Source organism: Roseateles sp. P2_H4, assembly GCF_056403315.1.
The window spans coordinates 1-24,872 of sequence record NZ_JBFUFR010000066.1 but is presented as its reverse complement, the minus strand read 5'-3'; the positions used below and the strand labels follow the sequence as shown (position 1 = coordinate 24,872).

Annotated in this window: 18 protein-coding genes and 1 pseudogene; 15 read left to right on the top strand and 4 right to left on the bottom strand. The window is 69.9% G+C overall.

From position 1 onward, the window contains the following. The 6 genes and pseudogenes from AC1DW3_RS29335 to AC1DW3_RS29310 all read left to right on the top strand — a co-directional run. Positions 1 to 1,896: hybrid sensor histidine kinase/response regulator (locus tag AC1DW3_RS29335; protein WP_477937572.1), on the top strand; the 1,896-nt coding region annotated here is incomplete at its 5' end. Between the two features lie 200 nt (positions 1,897 to 2,096). Then, positions 2,097 to 4,859: a TonB-dependent receptor gene (locus AC1DW3_RS29330; RefSeq protein ID WP_477937570.1), complete on the top strand. Its 2,763-nt coding sequence runs from the start codon at positions 2,097 to 2,099 to the stop codon at positions 4,857 to 4,859. 78 nt (positions 4,860 to 4,937) lie between these two features. After that, a pseudogene (locus tag AC1DW3_RS29325) lies at positions 4,938 to 8,168 on the top strand (ATP-binding protein); the annotation flags it as partial. A gap of 173 nt (positions 8,169 to 8,341) precedes the next feature. After that, a complete protein-coding gene (locus AC1DW3_RS29320; protein WP_477937574.1) occupies positions 8,342 to 8,680 on the top strand; it encodes a response regulator in 339 nt (112 codons plus the stop codon). Between the two features lie 79 nt (positions 8,681 to 8,759). Continuing rightward, on the top strand, positions 8,760 to 9,215 hold the full coding sequence (locus AC1DW3_RS29315; RefSeq protein ID WP_477937568.1) for a (2Fe-2S)-binding protein: 456 nt from the start codon (positions 8,760 to 8,762) through the stop codon (positions 9,213 to 9,215). Between the two features lie 10 nt (positions 9,216 to 9,225). Continuing rightward, positions 9,226 to 11,445, top strand: a complete 2,220-nt coding sequence (locus AC1DW3_RS29310; RefSeq protein ID WP_477937566.1) for a xanthine dehydrogenase family protein molybdopterin-binding subunit — start codon at positions 9,226 to 9,228, stop codon at positions 11,443 to 11,445. Here the strand turns inward: AC1DW3_RS29310 and AC1DW3_RS29305 are convergent. Continuing rightward, positions 11,442 to 11,645 carry a heavy-metal-associated domain-containing protein gene (locus AC1DW3_RS29305; RefSeq protein WP_477937564.1) on the bottom strand — a complete coding sequence of 68 codons (204 nt, stop codon included), beginning with the start codon at positions 11,643 to 11,645 and terminating at the stop codon, positions 11,442 to 11,444. The two genes, AC1DW3_RS29310 and AC1DW3_RS29305, sit on opposite strands and share 4 nt — an antisense overlap. Before the next feature lie 38 nt (positions 11,646 to 11,683). Between AC1DW3_RS29305 and AC1DW3_RS29300 the strand changes: the two genes are divergently transcribed. Both AC1DW3_RS29300 and AC1DW3_RS29295 read left to right on the top strand, forming a co-directional pair. Continuing rightward, on the top strand, positions 11,684 to 12,238 hold the full coding sequence (locus tag AC1DW3_RS29300) for an NADPH-dependent FMN reductase (RefSeq protein WP_477937562.1): 555 nt from the start codon (positions 11,684 to 11,686) through the stop codon (positions 12,236 to 12,238). Then, complete coding sequence (locus AC1DW3_RS29295; protein ID WP_477937560.1) at positions 12,235 to 13,134, top strand: pirin family protein; 900 nt, start codon at positions 12,235 to 12,237, stop codon at positions 13,132 to 13,134. Before AC1DW3_RS29300 ends, AC1DW3_RS29295 begins: the two co-directional genes overlap by 4 nt. Positions 13,135 to 13,140: 6 nt before the next feature. Here the strand turns inward: AC1DW3_RS29295 and AC1DW3_RS29290 are convergent, their stop codons facing one another. Further along, positions 13,141 to 13,887, bottom strand: coding sequence for a PA3715 family protein (locus tag AC1DW3_RS29290; protein ID WP_477937558.1), 747 nt, complete (start codon positions 13,885 to 13,887; stop codon positions 13,141 to 13,143). Beyond that, entirely contained in the window at positions 13,884 to 14,903 is a 1,020-nt protein-coding gene (locus AC1DW3_RS29285) for an STAS-like domain-containing protein (protein WP_477937556.1), read from the bottom strand. The genes AC1DW3_RS29290 and AC1DW3_RS29285 overlap by 4 nt, the downstream gene beginning before the upstream one ends. 412 nt (positions 14,904 to 15,315) lie before the next feature. Between AC1DW3_RS29285 and fba the strand changes: the two genes are divergently transcribed. From fba to AC1DW3_RS29255, 6 genes are all read left to right on the top strand, one after another. Continuing rightward, positions 15,316 to 16,380, top strand: coding sequence for a class II fructose-bisphosphate aldolase (gene fba / locus AC1DW3_RS29280; protein WP_477937554.1), 1,065 nt, complete (start codon positions 15,316 to 15,318; stop codon positions 16,378 to 16,380). Positions 16,381 to 16,387: 7 nt separating this feature from the next. After that, positions 16,388 to 16,813 (top strand): gamma-glutamylcyclotransferase family protein, encoded by a 426-nt coding sequence (locus AC1DW3_RS29275; protein ID WP_477937552.1) that lies wholly within the window; start codon positions 16,388 to 16,390, stop codon positions 16,811 to 16,813. Positions 16,814 to 16,912: 99 nt separating this feature from the next. Further along, the gene (locus AC1DW3_RS29270) at positions 16,913 to 20,035 is read left to right on the top strand and encodes a PAS domain S-box protein (protein WP_477937550.1); all 3,123 of its coding nucleotides are present in this window, start codon (positions 16,913 to 16,915) and stop codon (positions 20,033 to 20,035) included. A gap of 1 nt (position 20,036) precedes the next feature. Next, positions 20,037 to 20,408, top strand: coding sequence for a response regulator (locus tag AC1DW3_RS29265; protein ID WP_477937548.1), 372 nt, complete (start codon positions 20,037 to 20,039; stop codon positions 20,406 to 20,408). A gap of 31 nt (positions 20,409 to 20,439) precedes the next feature. Next, positions 20,440 to 21,336, top strand: coding sequence for a phosphoribosylaminoimidazolesuccinocarboxamide synthase (locus AC1DW3_RS29260; protein WP_477937546.1), 897 nt, complete (start codon positions 20,440 to 20,442; stop codon positions 21,334 to 21,336). Positions 21,337 to 21,406: 70 nt separating this feature from the next. Further along, positions 21,407 to 22,528, top strand: coding sequence for a hypothetical protein (locus AC1DW3_RS29255; RefSeq protein WP_477937544.1), 1,122 nt, complete (start codon positions 21,407 to 21,409; stop codon positions 22,526 to 22,528). Positions 22,529 to 22,535: 7 nt separating this feature from the next. Here the strand turns inward: AC1DW3_RS29255 and AC1DW3_RS29250 are convergent, their stop codons facing one another. Continuing rightward, on the bottom strand, positions 22,536 to 23,855 hold the full coding sequence (locus AC1DW3_RS29250) for a serpin family protein (protein ID WP_477937542.1): 1,320 nt from the start codon (positions 23,853 to 23,855) through the stop codon (positions 22,536 to 22,538). Between the two features lie 106 nt (positions 23,856 to 23,961). On the opposite strand from AC1DW3_RS29250, the gene AC1DW3_RS29245 reads away from it, so the two are divergent. Further along, a partial coding sequence (locus tag AC1DW3_RS29245) for a serine/threonine protein kinase (RefSeq protein WP_477937540.1) occupies positions 23,962 to 24,872 on the top strand: 911 nt, incomplete at its 3' end.

Genomic DNA, 24,872 nt, shown 5'->3' with positions numbered 1-24,872 from the left:
GCGCTGCTGGACGCGCTGGCGGAACCGTCGAGCCTCGGCGTCATCTCGGTGGCCCTGGACGACGACGGCTTGCTGCGGCATGTGCCGCTGCTGCACCGCGTGCAGGGCCGCAGCCTGCCCAGCCTGGCCTTTGCGGCACGGCTGCGGGCCGATGGCGCGCTGGCCTGGCGGCGCGACGGTGGCGATCTGCTCGCCGGGGCGCGCCGCTGGCCGGTGGACGAGGCCGGCCAATTGCGGCTGCGCCTGCCGCTGAACGGCGACGCGCCACCGCGGGTGTCCTGGCAGCGCCTGATGCGTGCGGCCCTGGGCGAGGTGGAGGACACCGAACTGGCCCGGTTGCTGGCCGGTCGCAGCGTCTTCGTCGGCAGCAGCGCCTTCTTTGCCGACGAGGTCATGACGCCCCAGGGACGGCTGTCGGGCACCGCGCTGAATGCCGCCGTCTTCGAAGCGCTGGGCGGCGAGCCGCTGCCGCTGCTGCGTGACCGTGGCGCGGCGGTCTGGGCTGTCGATGCCGGCCTGCTGGCCCTGGGCCTGTTGCCGTTGCTGCTGCGCCGCCAGGCTCTTGCCGCCGGTGTGGCCATGACGGCCATGGTGCTTGCTGCGTGGTTGGCCGTGGCAGCAGGGCGGCTGCCCACGCCGGCGCCGGCCTTCTATCTGCTGGCCCTGGGCCTGTTGTTCACGGCCATCGAGCATGAGCGCGCCCATCGCGAGCGCGAACGCGAGCTGACACGAGAGCGCGAGCTGGCCGATGCGCGCAGCCGCGCCAAGACCGAATTGCTGGCCCAGGTCAGCCACGAGATGCGCACGCCGATGAACGCGGTGCTGGGCTTCTCCGACATCCTGGCGCGCTCGCCGCTGCGGCCCGAGCAGGCCCATTACGTCGAGGTGCTGGGCCACGCCGGCCGCCAGGTCTTCGCCCTCATCAACGACCTGCTCGACAACGCCCGCATCGAGAGTGGACGGCTGGAGCTGGCCCCCCACCCCTTCAACCTCGTCGACCTCGTCGAGCTGCAACTGGAGCTGCTGCGTTCGCGCGCCCAGAGCCAGGGCCTGTGGCTGCGCGTGTTCGCGCGCACCGAGGCCACCGGCTGGGTGCTGGGCGACCAGCAGCGCGTCGCCCAGATCGTCACCAACCTGGTCGGCAATGCGATCAAGTTCACCAAGACCGGTGGCGTGACGGTGGAGCTGTCGCGGGATGGCGAGGGCCGCGTGCTGATCAGCGTGCAGGACACCGGCATCGGCATCGCGGCGGACCGGCTGGAACGCATCTTCCAGCCTTTCGCCCAGGCCGACGCGTCCATCGCGCAGGAGTTCGGCGGCACCGGCCTGGGCCTGGCCATCACGCGCAGCCTGGCGCGGCTGATGGGCGGCGACGTCGGCGTGCAGAGCCGCCTCGGCGAGGGCAGCCGCTTCGAGGTCAGGCTGGACCTGCCGGAATCGCGCCCGCCGCATGCCGACCTGACCGAGGCGCGCGCCGAACCACGTGCTGACCGTATTGCGCCGAGCCGCTCGCTGGCCCTGCTGCTGGCCGAGGACAACGACGTCAACGTGCTCGTCATCGAGGGCATGCTGCAGCCCCTGGGCCACCGCATCACGCGGGTGCGCGACGGCGAGCAGGCGCTCGCCGCCTTGCGAAAGGGTACGGGCGACGGCGAGTTCGACCTCGTGCTGATGGACATGCTGATGCCGGGCATGGACGGCCTCACGGCCACGCGCCAGTGGCGTGCCATCGAGGCCGCAGAGGGCCTGCCTCGCACACCCATCGTCGCGCTGACGGCGAACGCCTTCGACACCGATGTGCAGCAGTCCCTCGCTGCCGGTTGCGACGCGCACCTGACCAAACCCCTGAGCCTGGCGGCGCTGCTGCAGGCCCTGGCCCAGTACGCGCGAGTCTGAGTCGTTAGGGGCCGGCCTGGCCCGTGCGGAAAGTCAGCCCCTAGTTCTTGGTGCTGCGATTGCGCCACAGCCTGACTTCCCGCAGGGGAAACCGCATGAAGTGCCGCTCACACTTCTTTGCACGAGGGCAACAAGCCGCGCCGCGGCGGGGGTCGGGGCGACCTCTTCACAAAGCCCCAAACGACAGGAGTACTGCTTCCATGCAACACCGTCACACCCGACTGGCGCTGGCGCTGCTGGCCGCCGGCATCGCCGGCACGGCCGCCGCGCAGAACGCGCCGGCCCAACAGCAGCAGCTCGAGCGCATCACCATCACCGGCTCGTCCATCAAGCGCGTCGAGTCCGAGACGGCCCTGCCCGTCACCGTGATGACGCGCGACCAGATCGAGAAGACCGGCGCCACCAATGTCGAGGACATCCTGCGCCGCATCGGCGCCAACACGGCCATGCAGTCGGATTCGACGCAGGGCGCCGGCTATTCCCAGAGCTTCGCCAACCTGCGCGGCCTGGGCCCCAATTCCACGCTGGTGCTGCTCAACGGCAGGCGCCTGGCCAACTTCGCCTTCGGTTCCATCGGCGGCAACTCGTCGGTCGACCTGAACAGCATCCCCTTCGCGGCCATCGATCGCATCGAGGTGCTGCGTGATGGCGCCTCGGCCGTGTACGGCACCGACGCCGTCGGCGGCGTCATCAACTTCATCACCCGCAAGGACTACGACAAGGGCGCCATCACGCTGAAGTACGGCGCACCCGAGAAGAGCATCGGCGGCAAGGAGACCAGCGCCTCCATCGCCTTCGGCATGGGCGGCCTCAAGACCGACGGCTACAACCTGCTCCTGACCGGCAACGTCAAGAAGCAGACCAAGGTCAGCTCCCTCGACCAGAAGTGGTATCTGCGCGGCATCGACGAGATCCCCGGCTCAGATCCCCCGACCTCGGGCCGCTCCTTCCCGGGCCGCCTCGTCGACTTCAACATCACGCCGGGCGCCTATGCCAACGCGGGCGCCGATTTCAGCCCCTGCGACCCCAACTTCAACACCATCCAGACGCTGGCGGCGACGACGCCCAACGGCACGCCGATCAAGCGCTGCCGCTTCATCTATCCGGCCATGCAGGAGAACCTGCCCGACTCCAAGAAGGCCGATGCCTTCGGCCGCTTCACGCTGGACACGGGCAACGATTCGCAGGTCTTCTTCGAGGCCAGCTACGCACGCAACGACTCCATCGGCCGCACGGCCGCCGTGCCCATCGACTCGACAGCGGGTCATGTGAAGGCCGACGGCACCTACCCGTCCTTCGCCCTGCCCATCTCGAGCAAGTACTTCCCGGCGGCGCTGCTGACCAGCCTGGGCTACACCCCGGCCCAGTTCGACACGCTGGGTGGCGGCTTCACCGAGATCGCGATGCGCTCCGTGCCGGTCGGCCCGCGCACCAACAACGTGTTGAACGAGCAGACCCGCTTCGTGGCCGGTGCCTCCGGCATCTTCCAGGGCTGGGACTACGACGCCGGCCTGACGATGTCGCAGGCCAAGGGCTCGCTGGACTACTACAACTATCTGCACGAAGGCCGCTTCATCGCCGAGCTGGCCAAGGGCATCATCAACCCCTTCGGCCCGCAGGACGAGGCCGGCCTGGCCGCGCTGAACCGCGCCCGCATGGAAGGCCCGATGCGCCGCTCCAAGAGCACGACCTATGCGTTCGACGCCAAGGCCAGCAAGGAGCTGATGAGCATGGCGGGCGGCCCGATGATGCTGGCCGTCGGCACCGACCTGCGCAAGGAAAAGGCTGACGACCATGCCGTGAACCCGGACTACGAGCTGGGCCTGCACATCGGCGGCGAGGGCACCGTGCCCAAGACCGTGGCCTCGCGCACCATCTATGCCGTCTTCAGCGAACTCTCCATGCCCTTCGCCAAGGGCTGGGAGGCGACCGTCAAGGCGCGCTATGACAAGTACAGCGACTTCGGCAGCACCTTCAACCCGGGCGTGACGCTGCGTTTCCAGCCCAGCAAGGAAATCCTGCTGCGCGGCAGCGCCGGCACCGGTTTCCGCGCGCCGACGCTGTGGGACGTGAACAGCCCGACCGCCTTCACCAACACCGCCAACTCCCTGGTCGACCCGAACTGCCCGGCCGGCCAGGCCGGCGACCCGCGCTGCGAAACGCAGTTCAATGTGCGCCTGTCCAGCGACCCCAACCTCAAGCCCGAGAAGTCGCGCCAGTACTCCATCGGCGCGGTGTTCGAGCCAGTGCGTGACCTGTCCATCGCGCTGGACTACTGGCACATCCAGAAGAAGGACCAGATCGGCACCATTGGCGGCGACGCCATCATGTCCGACGCGACCCTCTACCAGCGCTACAACGCCCGCATCCACCGCCTGGCCGCGCCGAACAACTTCATCAGCTACATCGAGACGCCGGTCGAGAACCTCGGCGACCTGAAGACCAACGGCATCGACGTGGACGTGAAGGCGAGTTGGCCGCTGGGCAGCATGGGCCGCCTGGGCGCCAGCTTCACCGGCAGCTACATCAACCAGTGGAAGCAGCAGAACGGCAAGGGCACGCCCTTCGTGTCCTATGAGGGCACGGCCGGCGATGGCGCCGGCGTGCAGCCGGTACCCAAGTGGCAGCACACCCTGGGCCTGGACTGGAACCTGGGCAACTGGAACCTCACGCTGGAGAACGTCTTCATCAAGGGCTGGACCGAGTCGGCCGGCCTGGTGGAGGCCAATGTCGGTCCGTTGGTGGAGCACAAGGTCAAGGACACCAGCCGCTGGAACATGGCCGTCGGCTGGAAGCCCATCCCGACCCTGGCCCTGCGCCTGGGCGCGCGCAACCTGCTGGATCAGGATCCGCCGTTCACGGCCGTGTCCAGCTATGGCTCGCATGTGACCGGTTATGCCGGCTCCTTCGTCGACCCGCGCGGCCGCTTCTGGTACATGACGGCAAGCTATCAGTTCAAGTGAAATGACTCGCGCCCAGGGCGCGATCGCAAGGGGCTCTTCGGAGCCCCTTTTTCTTTGGTCAGACGGCCCAGGGTTGGCATGTTGCCGCTATCGTCACGCCGCATGAGCCTGCCCGCGCCGCGCGACTTCGACACCTCCTTCATGGCCGGCGGCGGCGAGCTGGGCGAACTGATGCGCGCCCACGACTGGGCGGCCACACCGCTGGGCGAGCCGGCTCAATGGCCGCGCAGTCTGAAGACGGTCGTGCGCATCATGCTGACGTCGCGCCAGCCGATCTGGATCGGCTGGGGTCCGCAGCTCATCTATCTCTACAACGACGCCTACCAGTCCATCATTGGCGGCCGGCATCCCTGGGCCCTGGGGCAGCCGACCGCCATGGTCTGGCGCGAGATCTGGCCCGAGATCGCGCCGCTGCTGGGCACGGCGATGACGGGCGACGGCATCTTCGTGGAGAGCCAGCTCCTCATCATGGAGCGCAACGGCTACCCGGAGGAGACCTACTACACCTTCTCCTACAGCCCCATTCCCGGCGACGACGGCGTGCCGGCCGGCATCATCTGCGCCAACTCCGACGAGACGCTGCGCGTCGTCGGCGAGCGCCAGCTGGCCCTGCTGCGCGAACTCGCCTTGCGCGCGGCGGACGCCCGCACCGTCGCCGATGCCGTGCAGCGCTGCACCGAGGCGCTGGAGACCAACCGCAAGGACGTGCTGTTTGCGGCCGTGCTGCTGCGCGAGCATGGCGAGTCCGCCTTCGCGCTGGCCGGCACCGCGGGTGGCAAGGGCCCGTGGCTGGAGGCGCTGCGAGCGCTCGATGTGCGCGGCGAGCCCTGGCGGGCGAGCGAGGTGCTGCGCTCCCAGCGCCCCTGGATCGTCGACGCGCTGCCGGCCGGCGTGGCCTGGCCCCGTGGCGACTGGAAGGAGGCCGCCGCCAAGGCCATGGTGCTGCCGATCCGCCCCAGCGGCGATGCCGGGCAGGAGGGGGTGCTCATCGTCGGCCTCAACCCCTATCGCCTGCCGCGCGACCACTACACCGATTTCCTGGGCCTGGTGGCCCAGCAGCTGTCGGCGGCCATCGGCAATGCCGAGGCCTATGAGATGCAGCAGCGCAAGGCCGAGGAACTGGCCCGCCTGGACCGGGCCAAGACCCAGTTCTTCTCCAACATCAGCCACGAGTTCCGCACGCCGCTGACGCTGATGACGGGGCCGCTGCGCGATGCCCTCGAGCACGAGCAGCTGCCGCCCTCGGCGCGCAGCCGGCTGCAGATGGTGGAGCGCAATGCGCTGCGCCTGTCCAGGCTGGTCAATGCGCTGCTGGAGTTCTCGCGCATCGAGGCCGGCCGCGTGACGTCGGTGTTCCAGCCTACCGACCTGGCGGCGTTGACCGGCGAACTGGCCAGCAGCTTCCGCTCGGCGATGGAGAGCGCGGGCCTGGTCTTCCGCGTCACCTGCCCGGCGCTGCCAGAGCCGGTCTATGTCGACCGCGACCACTGGGAGCGCATCCTGCTGAACCTGCTGTCCAACGCGCTGAAGTACACGCTGCAGGGCGAAGTCGGCGTGCGGGTCGGCGCCGAGGCGGACTGGGCCATCGTGGAGATCGAGGACAGCGGCATCGGCGTGGCGCCCGAGGAGCTGCCGCGGCTGTTCGAGCGCTTCCACCGCGTCGAGGGCGTGCAGGCACGCACCCACGAGGGCAGCGGCATCGGCCTGGCCCTGGTGCAGGAGTTGATGCGCCTGCATCACGGCCGCATCGACGTGGACARCGAGCTCGGCCGCGGCACGCGCTTCACGCTGCGCCTGCCGCTGGGCCATGCGCATCTGCCGGCCGAGCAGGTCAGGCACGAGCGGGTCGAGACACGCAGTGGCAGCCGGGCGCCCTCCTATGTGCAGGAGGCGCTGCGCTGGCTGCCCGAAGCGGTGGCCGAGGACGCGCCCCCGGTCGGCGTCGACAGGGTCGGCATCGGCGACCGCTACCGTGCGACGCTGGGCGCCCGCATCGTCGTGGCCGACGACAACGCCGACATGCGCCACTACCTGCGCCGGCTGCTGGCGCCCTATTTCCGCGTCGAGGAGGCGGCCGACGGCGAACAGGCCCTGGCCGCCGTGCGCCGTGAGCGCCCGGCGCTGCTGCTGTCCGACGTGATGATGCCCAGGCTGGATGGCTTCGAGGTGCTGGCGGCCCTGCGCGCCGACGATGCGCTGCACACCCTGCCCGTCGTCCTGCTGTCGGCCCGTGCCGGCGAGGAGGCCCGCATCGAGGGCCTGGGCGCCGGTGCCGACGACTACCTCATCAAGCCCTTCACGGCCCGCGAGCTGCTGGCGCGCGTGTCCGCCCTCATCGAGCTGGACCTGGCGCGCCGCGGCGGCGAGCAGCAGCTGCGCCTCTTCCTGGCCCATGCGCGCATGTTCACCTGGGAGATCGACCTGGGCACGCGCCGGCTGACCGTGTCCGAGAACGCGGCCGACGTGCTGGGCGCCACGCTGCGCCATCTCGAAGAGGGTTTTGCCCTCGTCCATCCCGAGGACGTCGACGAAATACGCACGAGCATCGAAACGGCGGCGCGCGACGGTGGCGGCTTCACGCTGGAGCAGCGCATCGTGCGGCCCGACAACGGCGAGCTGCGCTGGCTGGAGACGCGCGCCCAGGCGCTGTGCAACGACGCCGGCGAGGCCGTGCGCCTGAGCGGCATCTCCTTCGACATGACCGATCGCAAGCGCCTGGAGGAGACGCTGCGCCAGTCGGACCGCCGCAAGGACGAGTTCCTCGCCATGCTGGCCCACGAGCTGCGCAATCCGCTGGCGCCCATCCGCACGGCGGCGGCGCTGATGCTGCGCACCACCCAGCCCGGCGCGCCGCAGCGCCGCGCGGTGGAGATCATTGACCGCCAGGTGCAGCAGATGGCGCGCATGGTGGACGACCTGCTGGACGTGTCGCGCATCACCCATGGCCGCATCGAGCTGGAGTGCGAGCCGGTCGAGCTGCACAGCGTCATCGACGCGGCCGTCGAGGCCGTCGGGCCGGCGATGCTGGAGCGCCGCCACCGGCTGAAGGTCGTGTCCGGCCCGGCGCTGGCCGTGCTGGCTGTGCTGGGTGACGCGGCGCGGCTGCAGCAATGCCTGGTCAACCTGCTGTCCAACGCGGCCAAATACACCGACGCCGGCGGCGAAGTGTGCGTCGAGCTGGCCCGGGACGGCGAAGAGGCCGTCATCCGCGTGCAGGACAGCGGCGCCGGCATCGCGCCGGAGACGCTGCCCGTCATCTTCGACCTGTTCGTGCAGAGCGCGCGCACGCTGGACCGCGCCCAGGGCGGCCTGGGGCTGGCCTGGCTATCGTGCGCCGCCTCGTCGAGATGCATGGCGGCCGCGTCGGCGCCAGCAGTGCCGGCATCGGGCGGGGCTCGAGCTTCGAGATCCGCCTGCCGCTGCTGCACCAGCGGCCGGCGGCCGCGCCGGTGGCGGTCAGCGCCGCCGAGGCGCCGCGGCGCGTGCTGCTGATCGACGACAACCAGGACGCCGCCGAATCCCTGGCCATGATGCTGCGCGCCGATGGCCATGAGGTGCGCACCGGTTTCGGCCCGCAGGACGCGCTGGCGATGGCGGCTGCCTGGCAGCCCGACGTGATGCTGCTGGACATCGGCCTGCCCGGCATGGATGGCTATGAAGTGGCACGGCGCTTGAGGGCCGCAGGCCAGGCGCTGCGCCTGGTGGCGCTGACGGGCTATGGCCAGCCCGAGGACGTCCAGCGCTCCGTCGAGGCGGGCTTCGACGGCCACCTCGTCAAGCCGGTCGCCCTGGAGGCGCTGGCCCGGGCCCTGCGCCCCTAGGGTCGCAATGCCCGACTGATGTACTGGGCGGCCGCTTCTGGCTAGAGTCCCGCCGTCCCMCCCCCCCTCGGAGGAAACCATGATCAACATGACCGTCAACGGTCGCGCCGTCTCGCTGGATGCTGACCCCGACATGCCCCTGCTGTGGGCGGTCCGAGAGGAATTGCAGCTCACCGGCGCGAAGTTCGGCTGCGGCGCGGCGCAATGCGGCGCTTGCACCATGCACGTGGCCGGCGCGCCGGTGCGGGCCTGCCTGACGCCGATCTCCTCGGTGACGGGCCCGGTGACCACCATCGAGGGCATGGCCAGCGACAAGGTCGGCCAGGCCGTGCAAGCCGCCTGGGTCGAGCATGACGTGGCCCAGTGCGGCTACTGTCAGAGCGGCCAGGTCATGAGCGCCGTGGCCCTGCTCAAGGGCAACAAGAAGCCCAGCGACGCCCAGATCGACGAGGCCATGGCCGGCAATATCTGCCGCTGTGGCACCTACACCCGCATCCGCGCCGCCATCCACGCGGCCGCGGCTCAACTCGCCTGAGGAGAACGACATGCTGAATCCACGTCGTATCGACCAGGCCCTGACTGGCGGCCTGTCCCGCCGCAGCTTCGTCACCACCACCGTCGGTGGCGCCGTCGGCCTGGCCTTGCTGCCAGGTCTGAGCCACGCCCAGGCGCCCAAACCCGGCTCCAAGCCGACCGAGCAACCGCTGGCCTTCGTCACCATCGCCAAGGACGGCACCACCACCATCCTGTGCAATCGCATGGACATGGGCCAGGGCATCGAAACCGGCCTGGCCATGATCTGCGCCGAGGAGCTGGACGCCGACTGGAGCAAGGTGCGTACCGGCTTCGGTGACCAGAAGGCCGCCTATGTGGACCCGATGTTCGGCATCCACCTGACCGGCGGCTCCAACTCGGTCAAGAACAGCTACCAGCAATACCGCGAGCTGGGGGCCCGCACCCGGGCCATGCTGGTGGCCGCCGCTGCGGAGAGCTGGGCCGTGCCGGCCGCGTCACTGAAGGCCGAAAACGGCGTCATTTCGGGCGGCGGAAAAAGCGCCGGCTACGGCGAGTTCTTCGACGCCGCGATGAAGGGCACGGTGCCCGAGGCCGTCACGCTGAAGGACCCCAAGGCCTTCAAGCTGATCGGCCGGCCCACCGGCCTGGTCGTCAGCAAGGCCAAGAGCACGGGCACCCAGGCCTATGGCATGGACGTGCAACTGCCCGGCATGGCGGTGGCCGTCATCCAGCGCCCGCCGGTCTTCAATGGCAAGGTTGGCAAGCTCGATTCGGCCGAGGCCCTCAAGGTCAAGGGCGTCAAGGCCGTGCTGACCGTGCCGCTGGACCGCGGCGGCCAGGGCGTGGCCGTCGTCGCCAGCGGCTACTGGGCCGCCAAGAAGGGCCGCGATGCCCTCAAGGTCGACTGGGACCTGGGCGGCGTCGCCAAGCCCGACACGGCCGCGCTGACCAAGCAGTACCTGGCCCTGGCCAGGACGGCCGGCACGCCGGCGCCCAAGCCCGAGTTCCAGGCCGACGTGGGCGCCTGGAGCAAGGCGCCCAAGAAGATCACGGCCGACTTCGTCTTCCCCTACCTGAACCACGCCCAGATGGAGCCGCTGGCCTGCACGGTGGACCTGAAGGCCGACCGCTGCGATTTCTATTACGCGGCCCAGATGCCCGGCATCGACGCGATGAACCTGGCCAAGACGGTGGGGCTCAAGCCCGAGCAGGTGCAGATCCATGTGCAGATGGCCGGCGGCGGCTTCGGCCGGCGCGCCACGCCGGCGACCGAATGGCCGCGCGAGGCGGCGGCCGTGGCCGTCGCGCTGGCCCAGGCCGGCAAGCCCATGCCGGTCAAGGTGATCTGGAGCCGCGAGGACGACGTCAAGGCCGGCTACTACCGGCCCATGACCGTGCACCGCGCCGAGATCGGCTTCGATGCGGCCGGCAAGATCGCGGGCTGGCAGCACCGCATCGTCAGCCAGAGCATCCTGAAGGGTTCGCCGCTGGAGGGCTTTGGCTACCAGAAGGGCGTGGATGGCACGACGACCGAGGGCATGCGCGAGCCCTATGAGTTCCCGATGAACCTCAGCGTCCACCACCCCGACGTCAATGTGCCGGTGCTGTGGTGGCGCTCGGTCGGCTCCACGCACACGGCCTATGTGATGGAGACCCTGGTCGACGAGATCGCTTTCGCCACCAAGCAGGACCCCGTCGCCTACCGCCTCAAGCTGATGGAGGGCAACGCCAAGGCCGACCGCCATCGCGCCGCCCTGCAGGCCGCTGTCGACAAGAGCGGCTATGGCAAGCGCAAGCTCAAGGCCGGCCAGGCCTGGGGCGTGGCGGTGCACGAGAGCTTCGAGTCCGTCGTCGCCTATGTCGTCGTCGCCAGCATCAAGGGCAAGGGCAAGGACCGCCAGCCGGTGCTGCAGGAAGTGCACGCCGGCGTGCACTGCAATCTCTGCGTCAACCCCAAGGCCGTCGAGACCCAGGTGCAGGGCGCGGCCATCATGGCCCTGGGCACGACGATGCCGACCCACCGCGTCACGTTCAAGGATGGCGTCGTCGAGCAGAACAACTTCTACGACATGGCCATGCCGCGCATGCCGGACGCGCCCAAGGTCATGACGGTCAGCATCGTGCCGAGCAACGACCCGCCCAAGGGCATGGGCGAGCCGGGCCTGCCGGCGCTGGCACCGGCGCTCGCGAATGCGGTGGCGCGCCTGACCGGCCAGCGCCAGCGCGAGCTGCCGTTCCGCTTCGCCTAGGCTGATTCCGAGGCTGGTGGGTAGCCAGCCTCGGCCAGCACGGCCGCCAGCGCCTCGCGGGGCAGGGCGCTGTCGACCTGGGCCGTTTTGGCTTCGCGGTCGATGTCGACACGGGCCTGGGCGTCGGCGGCCTTCAGCGCTTCGGTGATGGCGGCCACGCAATGGCCGCAGCTCATGTCGGGCAATGTGAAGCTGTGCATGCTGGCATCATGCCCGCATCTCCGCTGGACGTACTGCCATGCACATCATTGCCCTCAGCGGCGCGCTGCGCCGCGCCTCCTACAACACGGCCCTGCTGCGCGCCGCCGTCGAGATGGCGCCCGAGGGTGTCAGCATCGAACTGCGCACCCTGCACGGCATCCCCCTCTATGACGGCGACGTCGAGGCCCAGGGCATCCCGGAGGCGGTGACGACGCTGCGCGAGGAGATCCGCGCCGCCGACGCGCTGCTCATCGGCACGCCCGAATACAACAACAGCATCCCCGGCGTGCTGAAGAACGGCCTGGACTGGCTGTCGCGACCGAGCGGCGAGGGCGCCAAGCTGTTTGGCGGCAAGCCGACCGGCCTGATCGGTGCGGCGCCGGGCGGCTTTGGCACGGTGCAGTCGCAGGATGCGCTGCTTTCCGTCTTCCGCACCTTCGGCAGCGACTTCTGGATGGGCGGGCGGCTGATGGTGTCCCGGGCCGGCACGGTCTTCGATGCCGACGGCAAGCTCGTCGACGACAAGGTGCGCGAGCAGTTGCAGACCTTTGTGCAAGGCTTTGTCGACTTCGTGCGCCGGAGGGCCGCATGAGCGTCCACGTCGAGCGCATCGCCAGCCACATCGGCGATGTCGGCGGCATCCCCATCCAGCGCGCCCTGCCCAACAAGGGCCGCCGCATCATCGGCGCCTGGTGCTTTGCCGACCATGCCGGCCCGGCCACGCTGCCGCCGGAGCAGCGCATGAAGGTCGGCCCGCATCCGCACACCGGCTTGTCCACCTTCAGCTGGATGATCGAAGGCGAGATCCTGCACCGCGACAGCCTGGGCTCCGAGCAGGTGCTGCGCCCCGGCCAGGTCAACCTGATGACGGCCGGCCACGGCATCAGCCACAGCGAGGAGTCGCTGAGCGACCGCATCCATCTGGCCCAGCTGTGGATCGCGCTGCCCGATGCCGAGCGGGAAAGGGCGCCGAGCTTCCAGCACTTTGCCGAGCTGCCGCACTGCTCGGTCGGCGGCTTCGACGGCACGCTGCTGGTCGGCGATTTCGATGGCCAGCGCTCGCCGGTGCCCAGCTTCACGCCGCTGCTCGGCGTGGACCTCGTGGCCGCTGGCCCGGCCGACGCGGTGCTGGCGCTGCAACCCGGTTTCGAGCATGGGCTGATGCTGCTGGAAGGCGAGGTCGAGGCAGCGCCCGCCGGGCATGATGCCGTCGAGACCATCACGCCGGGCACGCTGCTCTATATCGGCCCCGGCTGTGAGTCCGTCGAACTGCGCTGCCCGGCGGCCGCACGGGTGCTGCTGCTCGGCGGCGAGCCCTGGGCCGCGCCGCCGCTGCTGTGGTGGAACTTCGTCGGCCGCGAGCCGGCCGAGATGCAGGACTGGGCGATGGACTGGGCCCGCGAGGATGGCGGGCGCTTCGGCGTCGTGCAGGGCTATATCGGCCCGCGCATCCCGGTGCCGCCGGTGCCGGCGCTCAGGAAGCCCTGAGCCGCTTCACCAATTCAGCGTGCAGCAGTAGCCGCTCCAGAACGGCGCCGGCTCGGCGTTCAGTCGATAGGACTTGCCGTCGTAGCGGTAGGCCCATCGGTGCGGCCGGCGGCTGGCTCTTTCGTCGGTGTTGGTCACGATGATGTCGGCCCAACCCGCCGGACCAGGCCGGCCCATGGCCAAGGAGAGTTCGGCAGCCTGCCACTGGTCCTCGGCGTTTTCGAGGCGGGCCCGGGCATGCGTCGCGACGTTCAGCACCTGGCGCAGACTGCTGCCTTCGGGCACGAACAGCATCAGCTCGTTGCCCCAGTAGGCCTCGGCATATTGCGAACCATGGGCGGTGGAATGAAAACGCAGCCCCAGCGCGCGCAGTTGCGGCGTCAGCTGCCAGGCTGCGGTGTCGAGCTTGAAGCTGTACTCACCGACACCGGTCAGCGCGTCCGAGTCGACATGGGTCCAACGCATCTGCAGCGGGCGCTGCGTACGGGCATCGAGCAGGGCCAGGACCACCTCCCAGGCCGCGTCGCCCTCGGGTGACTTGGCGGTGCTCTCGAAGGCCATCACGGCGGCGAAGACCTGGCCCGCTGAGGGTGGCCAAGGCTTGCAGTGCTGTGAGACCAGATTGCCCAGCCCGACGACGCTTGGCCGCGCCGCCCGCAGCGCCTGCTCGATCGCGTCGCTGCAGCCCTGGCGGTCCTGGGCCTGCGCCAGGGCGCAGCTTGCGCCCAGCGCCAGCGCGAGAACCCTTTTCATCCCGCGCGCGCGCTCTTCACCAGCGCCTCGATGCGCGGCGTGGCATTCACCGGCACCAGCTCGATCTGAGGATTGGCCTTGGCGAAGACGCGGAACAGCTCGTCCGTGAAGCCGTGGCCGACGTCGGTCACGCCGTCGAAATCGATCTCGGCGCGCTTGAAGGCCGACAGCCGCGAGCCGACGCGGCGGGCCTGGGCGCGCGAGTCCAGGGCCTGGCCTTCGCTGGTCAGCAGGCGCAGCTGCACGCGGGTGTGGTCGAACTCGATGCCGTCGCCTGCCAGGCTCCAGGTTTCCATGACGCCGTCCAGCGTGCGCGTCGTGTTCAGCGCGATGGCCATGTAGATGGAACTGCCCTGGCGCGGCAGGGCCCGGCCCTTTTTCCAGCCGGCGCTTTCCCAGGCGCGGCGCTGGTAGGCGGTGTTGTTGGCGTGGATGTCGAAGACGTCGGCCAGTTGCGAGCTGAAGAACAGGCCGCGGCCGGTGTGAGCGTCGGGGGCGCTCGTCAACCGCCCCTTGCTGAGCTCCAGCATCGCGTGCTGCGGGTCTTCGAGCTGGAAGGCGGTGCAGATCTTGTCGAAGACGCCGATGCCGTCATCGCTGACGAGCAGTTGCACATGCGTCGGCGTCTGGCGCAGCGACACGGTGACGCTGCTGCCGCCCGAATGGTCGGCGGCGTTGTTCACGAGCTCGGTGAAGCCATGCTGGACCATGCGCTCGACATGCTTGGGCAGCGCGAAGTGAGGCGCGAAATCGCGCTGCCAGGGCAGGTCTTCCTGCAGGCCATAGAGGGTGTAGCTGCGCGCCACCTGGCGCAGGCTGCCCGGCGTGAATACCGGCCGGCGGCCGCTGCCGCCGCGGGCCAGCCAGCCGGCTTCGACCAGGCGCTTGAGGGCGGCCAGCGTGGCGCGGTGGCTGGCGCCGGTGCGTTCCTCGATATGCGTCGCCAGATCGTGCGAATGCTCGCTGGCCGCCGCGGTGATCCAGTTGGTGAGGTGGTCGAACACCAGTCTTGTCATGAGCACGCATTGTGCTGACTACTTCAACTGCGGCGGGTGGGGCGGTCCCTGACTCAGGAGGCTGCCGGCCTTTGGGGCGGGCGCGCGCCGGGGCAAGTTGCCAGGCCAGACAAGGCGGGGCCGCCGCTGTGGGGTCATCCCCACGAGGCGGGCGCTACGCTGGATGGCGTGGCAACTCGCCCCGGCCCTACGGGTTGACCCGCCTTCGAGGCTCATGCGGCGTTGCAAATACTCGCCGGGTATCCCACCCGGCTCCGCTTTGCGCCTTGCCTGACCCCCGAATGCGGGTCAACGCGCGCCCGTCCCAAAGGCCGGCAGCCTCCATAGAATCCCCAACCAGTTACGGCGCGGTTACCAAGTACGTTGGGAACCGCAGTCGGTCGAGATTTATCAACTACACCGGGGACAACCCATGCCTCTCGTTTCCATGCGCCAGTTGCTGGACCACGCCGCCGAAAACGGCTACGGCATCCCAGCCTTCAACGTCAACAACCTGGAACAGGTGCAGGCCATCATGGCCGCTGCCGACGAGGTCGGTGCGCCGGTCATCCTGCAGGCCAGCGCAGGCGCCCGCAAATACGCCGGCGAGCCCTTCATCAAGCACCTGATCCAGGCGGCGGCCGAGATGTACCCCCACATCCCGCTGGTCATGCACCAGGATCACGGCACCAGCCCCAAGGTCTGCGCCGGCGCCATCGACCTGGGCTTTGGCTCCGTGATGATGGACGGCTCGCTGATGGAAGACGGCAAGACGCCGGCTTCCTTCGAATACAACATGGAAGTCACCCGCAAGGTCGTCGAGATGGCGCACCAGGTCGGCGTCACCGTGGAAGGCGAGCTGGGCTGCCTGGGCAACCTCGAAACCGGTGAGGCCGGCGAGGAAGACGGCATCGGCGCCGAAGGCAAGCTCGATCACTCCCAGATGCTGACCGACCCCGAGGAAGCCGCCGTCTTCGTCAAGGCCACCCAGCTGGACGCGCTGGCCATCGCCATCGGCACCAGCCACGGCGCCTACAAGTTCAGCCGCAAGCCCACGGGCGACATCCTGGCCATCGGCCGCGTGAAGGAGATCCACGCGCGCATCCCCAACACCCACCTCGTCATGCACGGCTCGTCCAGCGTGCCGCAGGACCTGCTGGCCATCATCAACCAGTACGGCGGCAAGATGAAGGAGACCTTCGGCGTGCCGGTCGAGGAGATCCAGGAAGCCATCAAGCACGGTGTGCGCAAGATCAACATCGACACCGACGTCCGCCTGGCGATGACGGGCGCGGTGCGCAAGTTCCTGGCCGAGAACCCCGACAAGTTCGACGCCCGCGAATGGCTCAAGCCGGCCCGCGAGGCCGCCAAGGTCATCGCCAAGGAGCGCTATATGCAATTCGGCTGCGAAGGCCAGGCCGGCAAGATCAAGGGCCGCACGCTGGTCGACATCGCCGGCGCCTACGCCCGCGGCGAGCTGGCACAGAAGGTCCAATAAGGGTTCAGTGACGCGTCACTGCTTTACCTACGGCTCACTGATGTGGGCCGACATCATGGCCCGCGTCTGCGGGCGTGAATTCGCCAGCGAGCCCGCCTCGCTGGCCGATCATCAGCGCCACCCGGTACGCGGCCAGGACTATCCCGGCCTGCGGCCCGCCCCCGGCGGGCTCGTGCAGGGGCGGCTCTACCTGGATGTGACGCAGGACGCCTGGGCGCGGCTCGATGCCTTCGAAGGCGTCGAGTACGAGCGCGCCGACATCGTCGTGACACCGGGCGATGGCGGCACGCTGCCGGCCCAGGTCTACCGTTTTCGCGCCGAGTTCGCTGACCGGCTTTTGGCCGGCGACTGGGATGCCGACGCCTTCGGCCGCGAAGGCCGTGAGCGCTTCATCGCCCGCTATGTCGGCTTCGACCTGATCACGCCACGCTGAAGCCCCGGGAATAAACCACGTTTCGGCCGATGCACCCCCTGTTTGCGGGGCCACAATGCATTGGCATAACCCCTTGGTAGTTGGGGTTGGGAGCATGGGATGGACGAGCTGACCGGAATCGTCGCGCGGGCAGGGTTCCTGCCCCACGGCTATTGCTTCCAATGGTCGCCGGGCCTGCTCTGGACCATGGTGAGCGCCGACCTCTCCATCGCGCTGGCCTATTTCTCCATTCCCCTGGCCATTGCCAGCTACGCCCGCCAACGCCCCCAGGTCAACCTCGGCAGCATCGCGACGCTGTTCGCCGTCTTCATCTTTGCCTGTGGCGTGACCCATGTGCTGGACGTCTGGACGATCTGGCGCCCCGACTACGAACTGCAGACGGCCGGCAAGGTCTTCACCGCCTGCGCCTCGGTGCTGACCGCGGCCGTCGCCTGGCGGCTGATGCCCACGCTGCTGGCCCTGCCGTCCATCGACGAGATGCGCACCGCCAACGAAGCCTTGCGCCGCGAGATGGACCGCCGCCACAGCGCCGAGGACCATCAACTGGAGGCCGAGCAGAACCTGGCCGCGACGCTGGCGGCCATCGATGCCGGCTTCATCACGACCGACGGCGAGAGCCGCGTCACGCGCATCAACGCCGTGGCCGAGCGCATCACCGGCTGGCCGGCGCGCGAGGCCTTGGGCCGTTCGCTCTGGGAGGTCTTCCAGCGTGAGGGCATGCCGGCCGACCTGATGGCGCGCAACCCCATCGACGTCGTCCGTGACCGCACTTCCGACGTCGCCTTCCGCAGCCAGGCTGTCTGTGTCGCGCGGGACGGCAGCTCGCGCCCCGTCGAGGTCCATGCCGACCTGACCCACCATGCCGACGGCAGCGAGCGCGGCGTGGCCATCGTGTTCCGCGACGTCGGCCGCCTGACCGAGGCCGAGGCCGAGGTGCGCCGCCTGGCCGCCGTCGTCGAGTCTTCGGCCGATGCCATCGTCGTGAAGACGCTGGACGGCCACATCACGAACTGGAACGCGGCCGCCGAGAAGATGTTCGGCTACACCGCCGCCGAGGTCGTCGGCCAGCCGGTGCAGATGCTGATCCCGCCCGAACGCGAGGCGGAGGAGATGGGCATCCTGAACCGCATTGCCCAGGGGCAGCATGTGCCGCCCTTTCGCACCGTGCGCATCGCCAAGGACGGCCGCCGCGTCGAGATCTCGGCCCAGGTCTCGCCGCTGCGCGATGCGACGGGTCGCATCATCGGTGGCATCAAGTCGGCACGCGACCTGACCCACCAGCGCCAGATCGAGGCCGCGCTGCGCCAGAGCGAGGCAAGGTTGCGCTTCGCGCTGGAGTCCGCGGCCATCGGTGACTGGGAGCTGGAGCTGGACAGCGGCGCCATCCACCGCTCGCGCCGCTATGACCAATGCTTCGGCCTCGTCGACGCCAGCGGCAACTGGAGTCGCGAGCGCATGCTGGCCGCCGTCCATCCCGACGACCGCACCATGGTGGAGGCTGGCCTCGCGGCCCTGCCCGAGGGCCATCGGCCCTGGCATGCCGAGTTCCGCGTCGTCTGGCCCGACGACAGCGTGCACTGGCTGCGCCTGGACGCGCGCGTCACCCACGACGATGCGGGCTCGCCGCGCCTGGTCGGCATCGCCGCCGATGTGACCGCCATGCGCACCGCCGAGCAGGCCCGCCAGCAGTCCATCTGGCTGGCGGCCGAGAACCGTCGCGTGCAGGAAGGCAGCCGGCTCAAGAGCCTCTTCCTGGCGAATATGTCGCATGAGCTGCGCACGCCGTTGAATGCCGTCATCGGTTTCGCCGACCTGCTGACCATGGGTGCCCACCCGCCGGACTCGCAGCGCCAGCGCGAATGGCTGCAGCACATCGCCAGCAGCGGCCGGCATCTGCTGGCCATGATCAACGACGTGCTCGACCTGTCCAAGATCGAGGCGGGCAAGATGGACTTCCACCCCGAGCCCGTCGAACTGCCAGCCCTCGTCGACGACGTGATGGCCACCGTCGCCGTGCTCGCCGAGCAGCGCACCCTGAGCCTCAAGTCCTCCATCGAGCCGGGCCTGCGCGGCCTGGTGCTGGACCCGGCGCGGCTCAAGCAGGTGCTGCTGAACTACCTGTCCAATGCCATCAAGTTCACGCCGGCCGGCGGCCACATCGAACTGCGCATGGTGGGTGAAGGGCCCCGGCTGTGGCGGCTGGAGGTCGAAGACAGCGGCATCGGCATCCCGCCCGAGCGCATCCATCAACTCTTTGTCGAGTTTCAGCAGCTCGACGACGGCCTGACCAAGCGCCACCAGGGCACCGGCCTCGGCCTGGCGCTGACGCGCCGGCTGGTGGAGGCCCAGGGCGGCCGCATCGGCGTCTACAGCGAGCCCGGGCGTGGCAGTCGTTTCTATGCCGTGTTGCCGCGCCAGCCGCTGGACGCGGTGCTGCCGGCCGAGCGGCCGGCCCACCAGCAGCTGATCGCGCTGTGCGACCACCCGCTGCGCGATGGCCTGGCGCGCGAGCTGTCGCAGGCCGGCGTCATCGCCGACACCGCGTCCACCGCCGGGGAGGTGCTGCGCCTGACCCGCGTGCGCCGCTATACCGAGCTGGCCATCGACCTGGGCTTGCCCGATGCGCCGGGCCTGTCCCTGCTGGCGGCGCTGCGCAGCGGCGGGCCGTCCATGCATGCGGCCGTCAAGGCCCTGGCGCTGACGCCGCGCGCCGGCGCGGGCGTCGCCTTCCCCGTCACCGATGTGCTGGCCAAGCCGCTGCGCCGGGCGGCCCTGGCGCGGGCCTTGCTGCCTTTGCGTGACCGGCTGGGCCCGGGCCGGCCCGTGCTCGTCGTCGACGACGAGGCGGCGTCGCGCGAACTGATGTGTGCGGCCCTGCAGGGCGCCGGCGTCGAGGCCGTCGCGGCGGCCAGCGGCGCCGAGGCGCTGCAGCGCCTGTCCGTGCTGCAGCCCGCCGCCCTCGTGCTCGACCTGATGATGCCCGGCATCGACGGCTTCCAGGTGCTGCACGAGCTGCGCGGCGACCCGCGCTGGGCCACGTTGCCCGTCATCGTCTGGACGGCACTGGCGCTCGGCGTCGAGGACATCGAGAGCCTGGCGCGCTCGGCCACGGCCATCGCCAATGCGGGCGAGGCCCAGCCGATGGCCGCGGTGCGCGATGCGCTGCTGAATGCCGCGCGCCAGGACCGCCGGGGCCGGCGTCGCAACGGAACCGGGAGCTGAAATGGCTGGCGAACGCATCCTCATCGTCGACGACAACGAGCTCAACATCGATCTCGCCCAGTATGTGCTGGAGGCTGACGGCTTCATCGTCGACCGTGCCCTGCATGTCGACGAGGCCTGGGCGCGGCTGCGCGCCTACCGGCCCGCGCTGGCCCTGGTCGACATCCAGTTGCCCGGCACCGACGGCCTGAGCCTGGCGCGCGCCATCAAGGCCACGCCCGACCTGGCCGACCTGCCCGTCATCGCCTTCACCGCCTTTGCCATGCCGGGTGACGAGCAGCGCTTCCGTGCAGCAGGCTGTGACGGCTATCTGACCAAGCCGATTGATGTGCACAGTTTTGCAGCGACTGTCCGGTCCTACCTCGGCACCTAAAATCCGCGGCGTTGCCCTTTCGCTCGCCGCCATGCCCCAAGCTCTGTACGAATCCAGCCTGACCTCCCTCCCGCTGCTTGGCCGCGGCAAGGTGCGCGAGAACTACGCCGTCGGCGACGACCGCATCCTGATGGTGGCCAGCGATCGCCTGTCGGCCTTCGACGTCATCATGGGCGAACCGATTCCCGGCAAAGGGGCGCTCCTGACCCGCATGGCGTTGTTCTGGTTCGACAAGCTGCAGGGCATCGTCCCCAACCACCTGACCGGCGAAGACCCGCTGTCCGTCGTCACGGCAACCGAGGCCGAGCAGCTGAAGGACCGCACCATGCTGGTCAAGCGCCTCAAGCCCCTGCCGATCGAGGCCGTGGTGCGTGGTTATCTGGCGGGCAGCGGCTGGGCCGAATACCAGCAGAGCCAGAGCGTCTGCGGCGTCAAGCTGCCCGCGGGCCTGCGCAATGCCGACAAGCTGCCCAGCCCCATCTTCACGCCGGCCACCAAGGCCGAGATGGGCGACCACGACGAGAACATCTCGTTCGACCAGGCGGCCGGCATCATCGGCACGGAGCTGGCCACCCGCGTGCGCGACATCTCCATCCAGCTCTACCAGCGCGCCGCCGATTTCGCGCTGACCAAGGGCATCATCATTGCCGACACCAAGTTCGAGTTCGGCCTGGACGCCGACGGCACGCTCACACTCATGGACGAGGTGCTGACGCCCGACTCCTCGCGCTACTGGCCGGTCGAGAGCTATGCGCCGGGCAGCAACCCGCCGAGCTACGACAAGCAGTTCGTGCGCGACTGGCTGGAGGCGGTGCGCATCGACGGCCAGCCCTGGGGCAAGAAGGCGCCCGCGCCGGCCCTGCCTGCCGAAGTGATCGACCGCACGGTGCAGAAGTACGAAGAAGCGCTGCAGCGTCTGACCGCATGAGTACCGCCCGGCCGTCCGCAGGGACTCATTCCCGCTTGGCGGGACAGCGCGCAGCGCGAACGGTGCACCAATGAACCACAAGCTGCGCAGCCGGCTCGCCCAGCGTCTGGATGGCGAGATCGCTGCCGTCGCGGCCATGCCGGCGCGCGCGGCGGTGCTGCAGGCCCAGCGCGCCATCCTGTGGCTGCGCCACGGCCGCGAGGCCGAGGCCCGCGAGGAACTGAACCGGCTGCAGGCCCGCGCGCTCGCCCAGCCGCGCGTCGAGCTGGCCGCCTGGCTGCACCTGGCCGAGGGCCTGACCGCCTATTTCAGCGCCTTTGGCGGCGGCGCCCGTGAGCGCGTGCGCCGGGCCCAGGTGATGGCCCAGGCCGCCAAGCTGCCGGCCCTGCAGTCGCTGTGCGACGCCTGGCTGGCCCAGATGGCCTTTGTCGACCGCGACATCGATCGCCTCGTGATCCATGCCGCCGCCGTGCTCGCCGCGCCCGCCGACAACCCGGCGGCCTGTCGTGTCGCCTCCGCCCTGGGCATGGCCTGGGACCTGGCTGGAGACCCAGCTGCCGCGTCGTCCTGGTACGCCTGGGGCCGCCGCGCCGCCAGCGCCGATGGCGACGACGCCGGCCTGGCGGCCCTGCTCTACAACCAGATGCAGATGCGCGCGCTGCGCATCCGCCACGCCGCCCTGGCCGGCGAACCTGGCGAGGCGCCGGCCGTGCTGCTCGGGGTGGATTCCATCGGCCATTTCGACGACGCCGTCGGCGGCTCGGCCCGCGCCGACCTGACGCCGCTGCTGCGCGCCCAACTGCTGACCGTGCAGGGTGACTTCGCCGCCGCCGCCCCCTTGCTGGAGGCCCATCTGCCCGAGGCCGTGGCCGCCGGCCTGGCCCGCACCGGCGGCAGCCTGCTGGCCGACCTGGCCTGGTGCTGGGCCAATACCGGCGAGTCCCAACGCGCCCGCGCCCTGGCCGACCAGGCCGCCGTCGAGGTGCTGGCCGAGGACGCCGCCCACTGCGACCTGGACGAATGTGCCGCCCTGCATGCCCGCCTGGCCCAGGTCTACGCCAAGTTGCACGAGGACGGCCTGGCCGCCCGCCATGGCGATGCCGCCCAGGCCGCCTGGGCCCAGGACGCGGCCCAGCGCGGCCTTTGGGCCGAGCGATTGACGTCGGCCGGCCTGCGCGAGCCGCCGCGCTGAGCGGGTTTCAGCAGCCGAAGTCGCCGGCGCGCCGCACGGCGACCAGGCCCTGCAGCAGCTTCTGCTCGTCGAAGATCGCCAGGTAGAAGCTGCGCAGCGCCGGGCCGTTGCTGGGGCAGCAGGGGCTCGAGGAGCCGGTGGTGAAACAGCTGGTGGGCGTGCCGCTGGTGGTGGTGATGCCGACGCCGTAGCTTCCGTTGCCGTTGGGGTTGTTCGGGTTGAAGGCAAAGCCCAGCAGCGCAGCGGCATTGAACTTCAGGCCGTCAGCGGCAATCCTGAACTCGCGCTCGGCGGTCACGGCCTGGGCGAAGTTGCCCCCCGTGCCGTCCATGGCCTTGAGATTGGCCTTCAGTGGATCCAGCGCGGCCGAGAGGCCGGCGGCCCGCAGCCTGGTCGCGAGGTCGACCAGGGGGCGCGCCTCGGTGACGGCAATCTCTGGCAGCAGCATCTCGCCAGCGACGGGCAGGGCGGCGGCCGTGTTGAAGATCAGTGCGTCGGCGCTTTCCTTGAGCGCCGAGGCCAGGCGGCGCGGGCCGAAGGCGGCCAGGCCCTCGCGCGTGGGCCTGAGGGCCAGCAGCGTCAGCCGGCCGACCGTGAGCGCCTCGGCGCGGTGGTCGTCCTGGGCGTAGCTGCGCACGCCGGCCTTGAGCCTGAGCATGCGGGTCTTGCGGCGCAGGCCGTCGTCGTCGGTGAAAAGGCCGTCCTCCCAGGTGGCGGCGGGCCAGTCCATCTGCAGCTGGAGTCGGTCGCGCAGCACCAGGCGCAGCGCGAAGTTGGGATCAAAAGCGGCCGTGGGCGCCGCCAGGCCGCTCTTGGCCAAATCCACTTCGGTGGCTGACCAGGCAGCCACCGTGGCGGCACCGGCCAGCTTCTCGGTGGCGACCCAGAACTCGGGCAGCAGCTTGTAGCCCGATTGCAACCAGATCTCCCGCTGCAGCGCCGACGTGATGGCGGCGCCGCTGGCGTCCAAGGCCTCGGCCGGTGAGTGGCCGCGCAGCTCGCTGGCGCTGTCGCCGCTGGTCGCTGCAGCCAGCAGCTGCCAGGGCGCCAGGCTCAGCGCCGGCACGGCGGCATCGGTGGCGGTGGACAGCAGTTCGGTCACGGCCAGGCGCTGGCTGGCGGCGGCGGCGTTGGCCAAGTCGGCGCTGCCGGCTGGGGCAGGCGCGCTGCGCGTGGCCTGGTAGGCCGCCAAGGCCTGGGCGCGGGCGCCCGGGTCGGCGGTCTGCGGTTGGCTGGTGGGTTCGCCGCCACCGCCGGCGCCACCGCCGCCGCAGGCACCAAGCATCAGACTGAGTGCCCAGAGGAGGCCAAGGCTGCGGGTTTTCATGGGCGTTAATGTAGTGATCCCGGGCGGCCGGGCCGGGAACTCCGGCACGCTGACCGGCTTTTTACGGAGTCTCGACGCGCCCGGGCTGCGTTACCCTCGCCGGCCTATGACCGCCGACTCCCGCGACGAAGACGCCATCAACGCCCTGCCGGTGGGCACGCGCTTTGGCGAGCTGGAAATCCTCGGCACGCTCGGCGTGGGCGGCTTCGGCATCGTCTACCTGGCGCGCGACCATTCGCTGGAGCGCGAGGTCGCGATCAAGGAGTACATGCCCAGCCAGTTCGCGCTGCGCGACGGGCAGTCCCAGGTGTCGGTGCGTTCGGTATCCATGAAGGAGACCTTCGAGCTCGGCCGGCGCAGCTTCGTCAACGAAGCCAAGCTGCTGGCCCGCTTCGACCACCCGTCGCTGCTCAAGGTCTACCGCTTCTGGGAAGCCAACGGCACGGCCTATATGGCCATGCCCCGCCTCGTCGGCCAGAACCTGCGCGAAGCCCGCAAGAGCCGCCCGACGCCGCCGCCGGAAGCCTKGGTCAGGCGCATCTTCGACGCCGTGCTGGGTGGGCTTGAGACCCTGCATGCCCAGCATGTCTGGCACCGTGACGTCGCGCCCGACAACATCTTCATGCCGGCCGACGGCAGCCCGCCCATCCTGCTGGACTTCGGCGCCGCCCGCCAGGCCATCAGCGACCGCACCCAGGTCTTCACCGCCATCCTGAAGCCCAGCTTCGCGCCCATCGAGCAATATGCCGAGGCGACGACGCTGCGCCAGGGCGCGTGGACCGACTTCTATGCCTTGGCCGCGGCCATGCATGAGCTGCTGACCGGCCGCCCGCCGCCGCCGGCCACGGCGCGCGCCATGGGCGACGAGCTGGCGCCATTGGACGTGCCCGGTTATTCGCCGGCCTTTCTGGCCAGCCTGGACTGGGCCTTGCGCGTGGCGCCCCACCAGCGCCCTCAGACCGTGACCGCCTGGCGCGAGGCGCTGGACGGCCGCGTGGCCGTGCCGCCGCCCCAGGC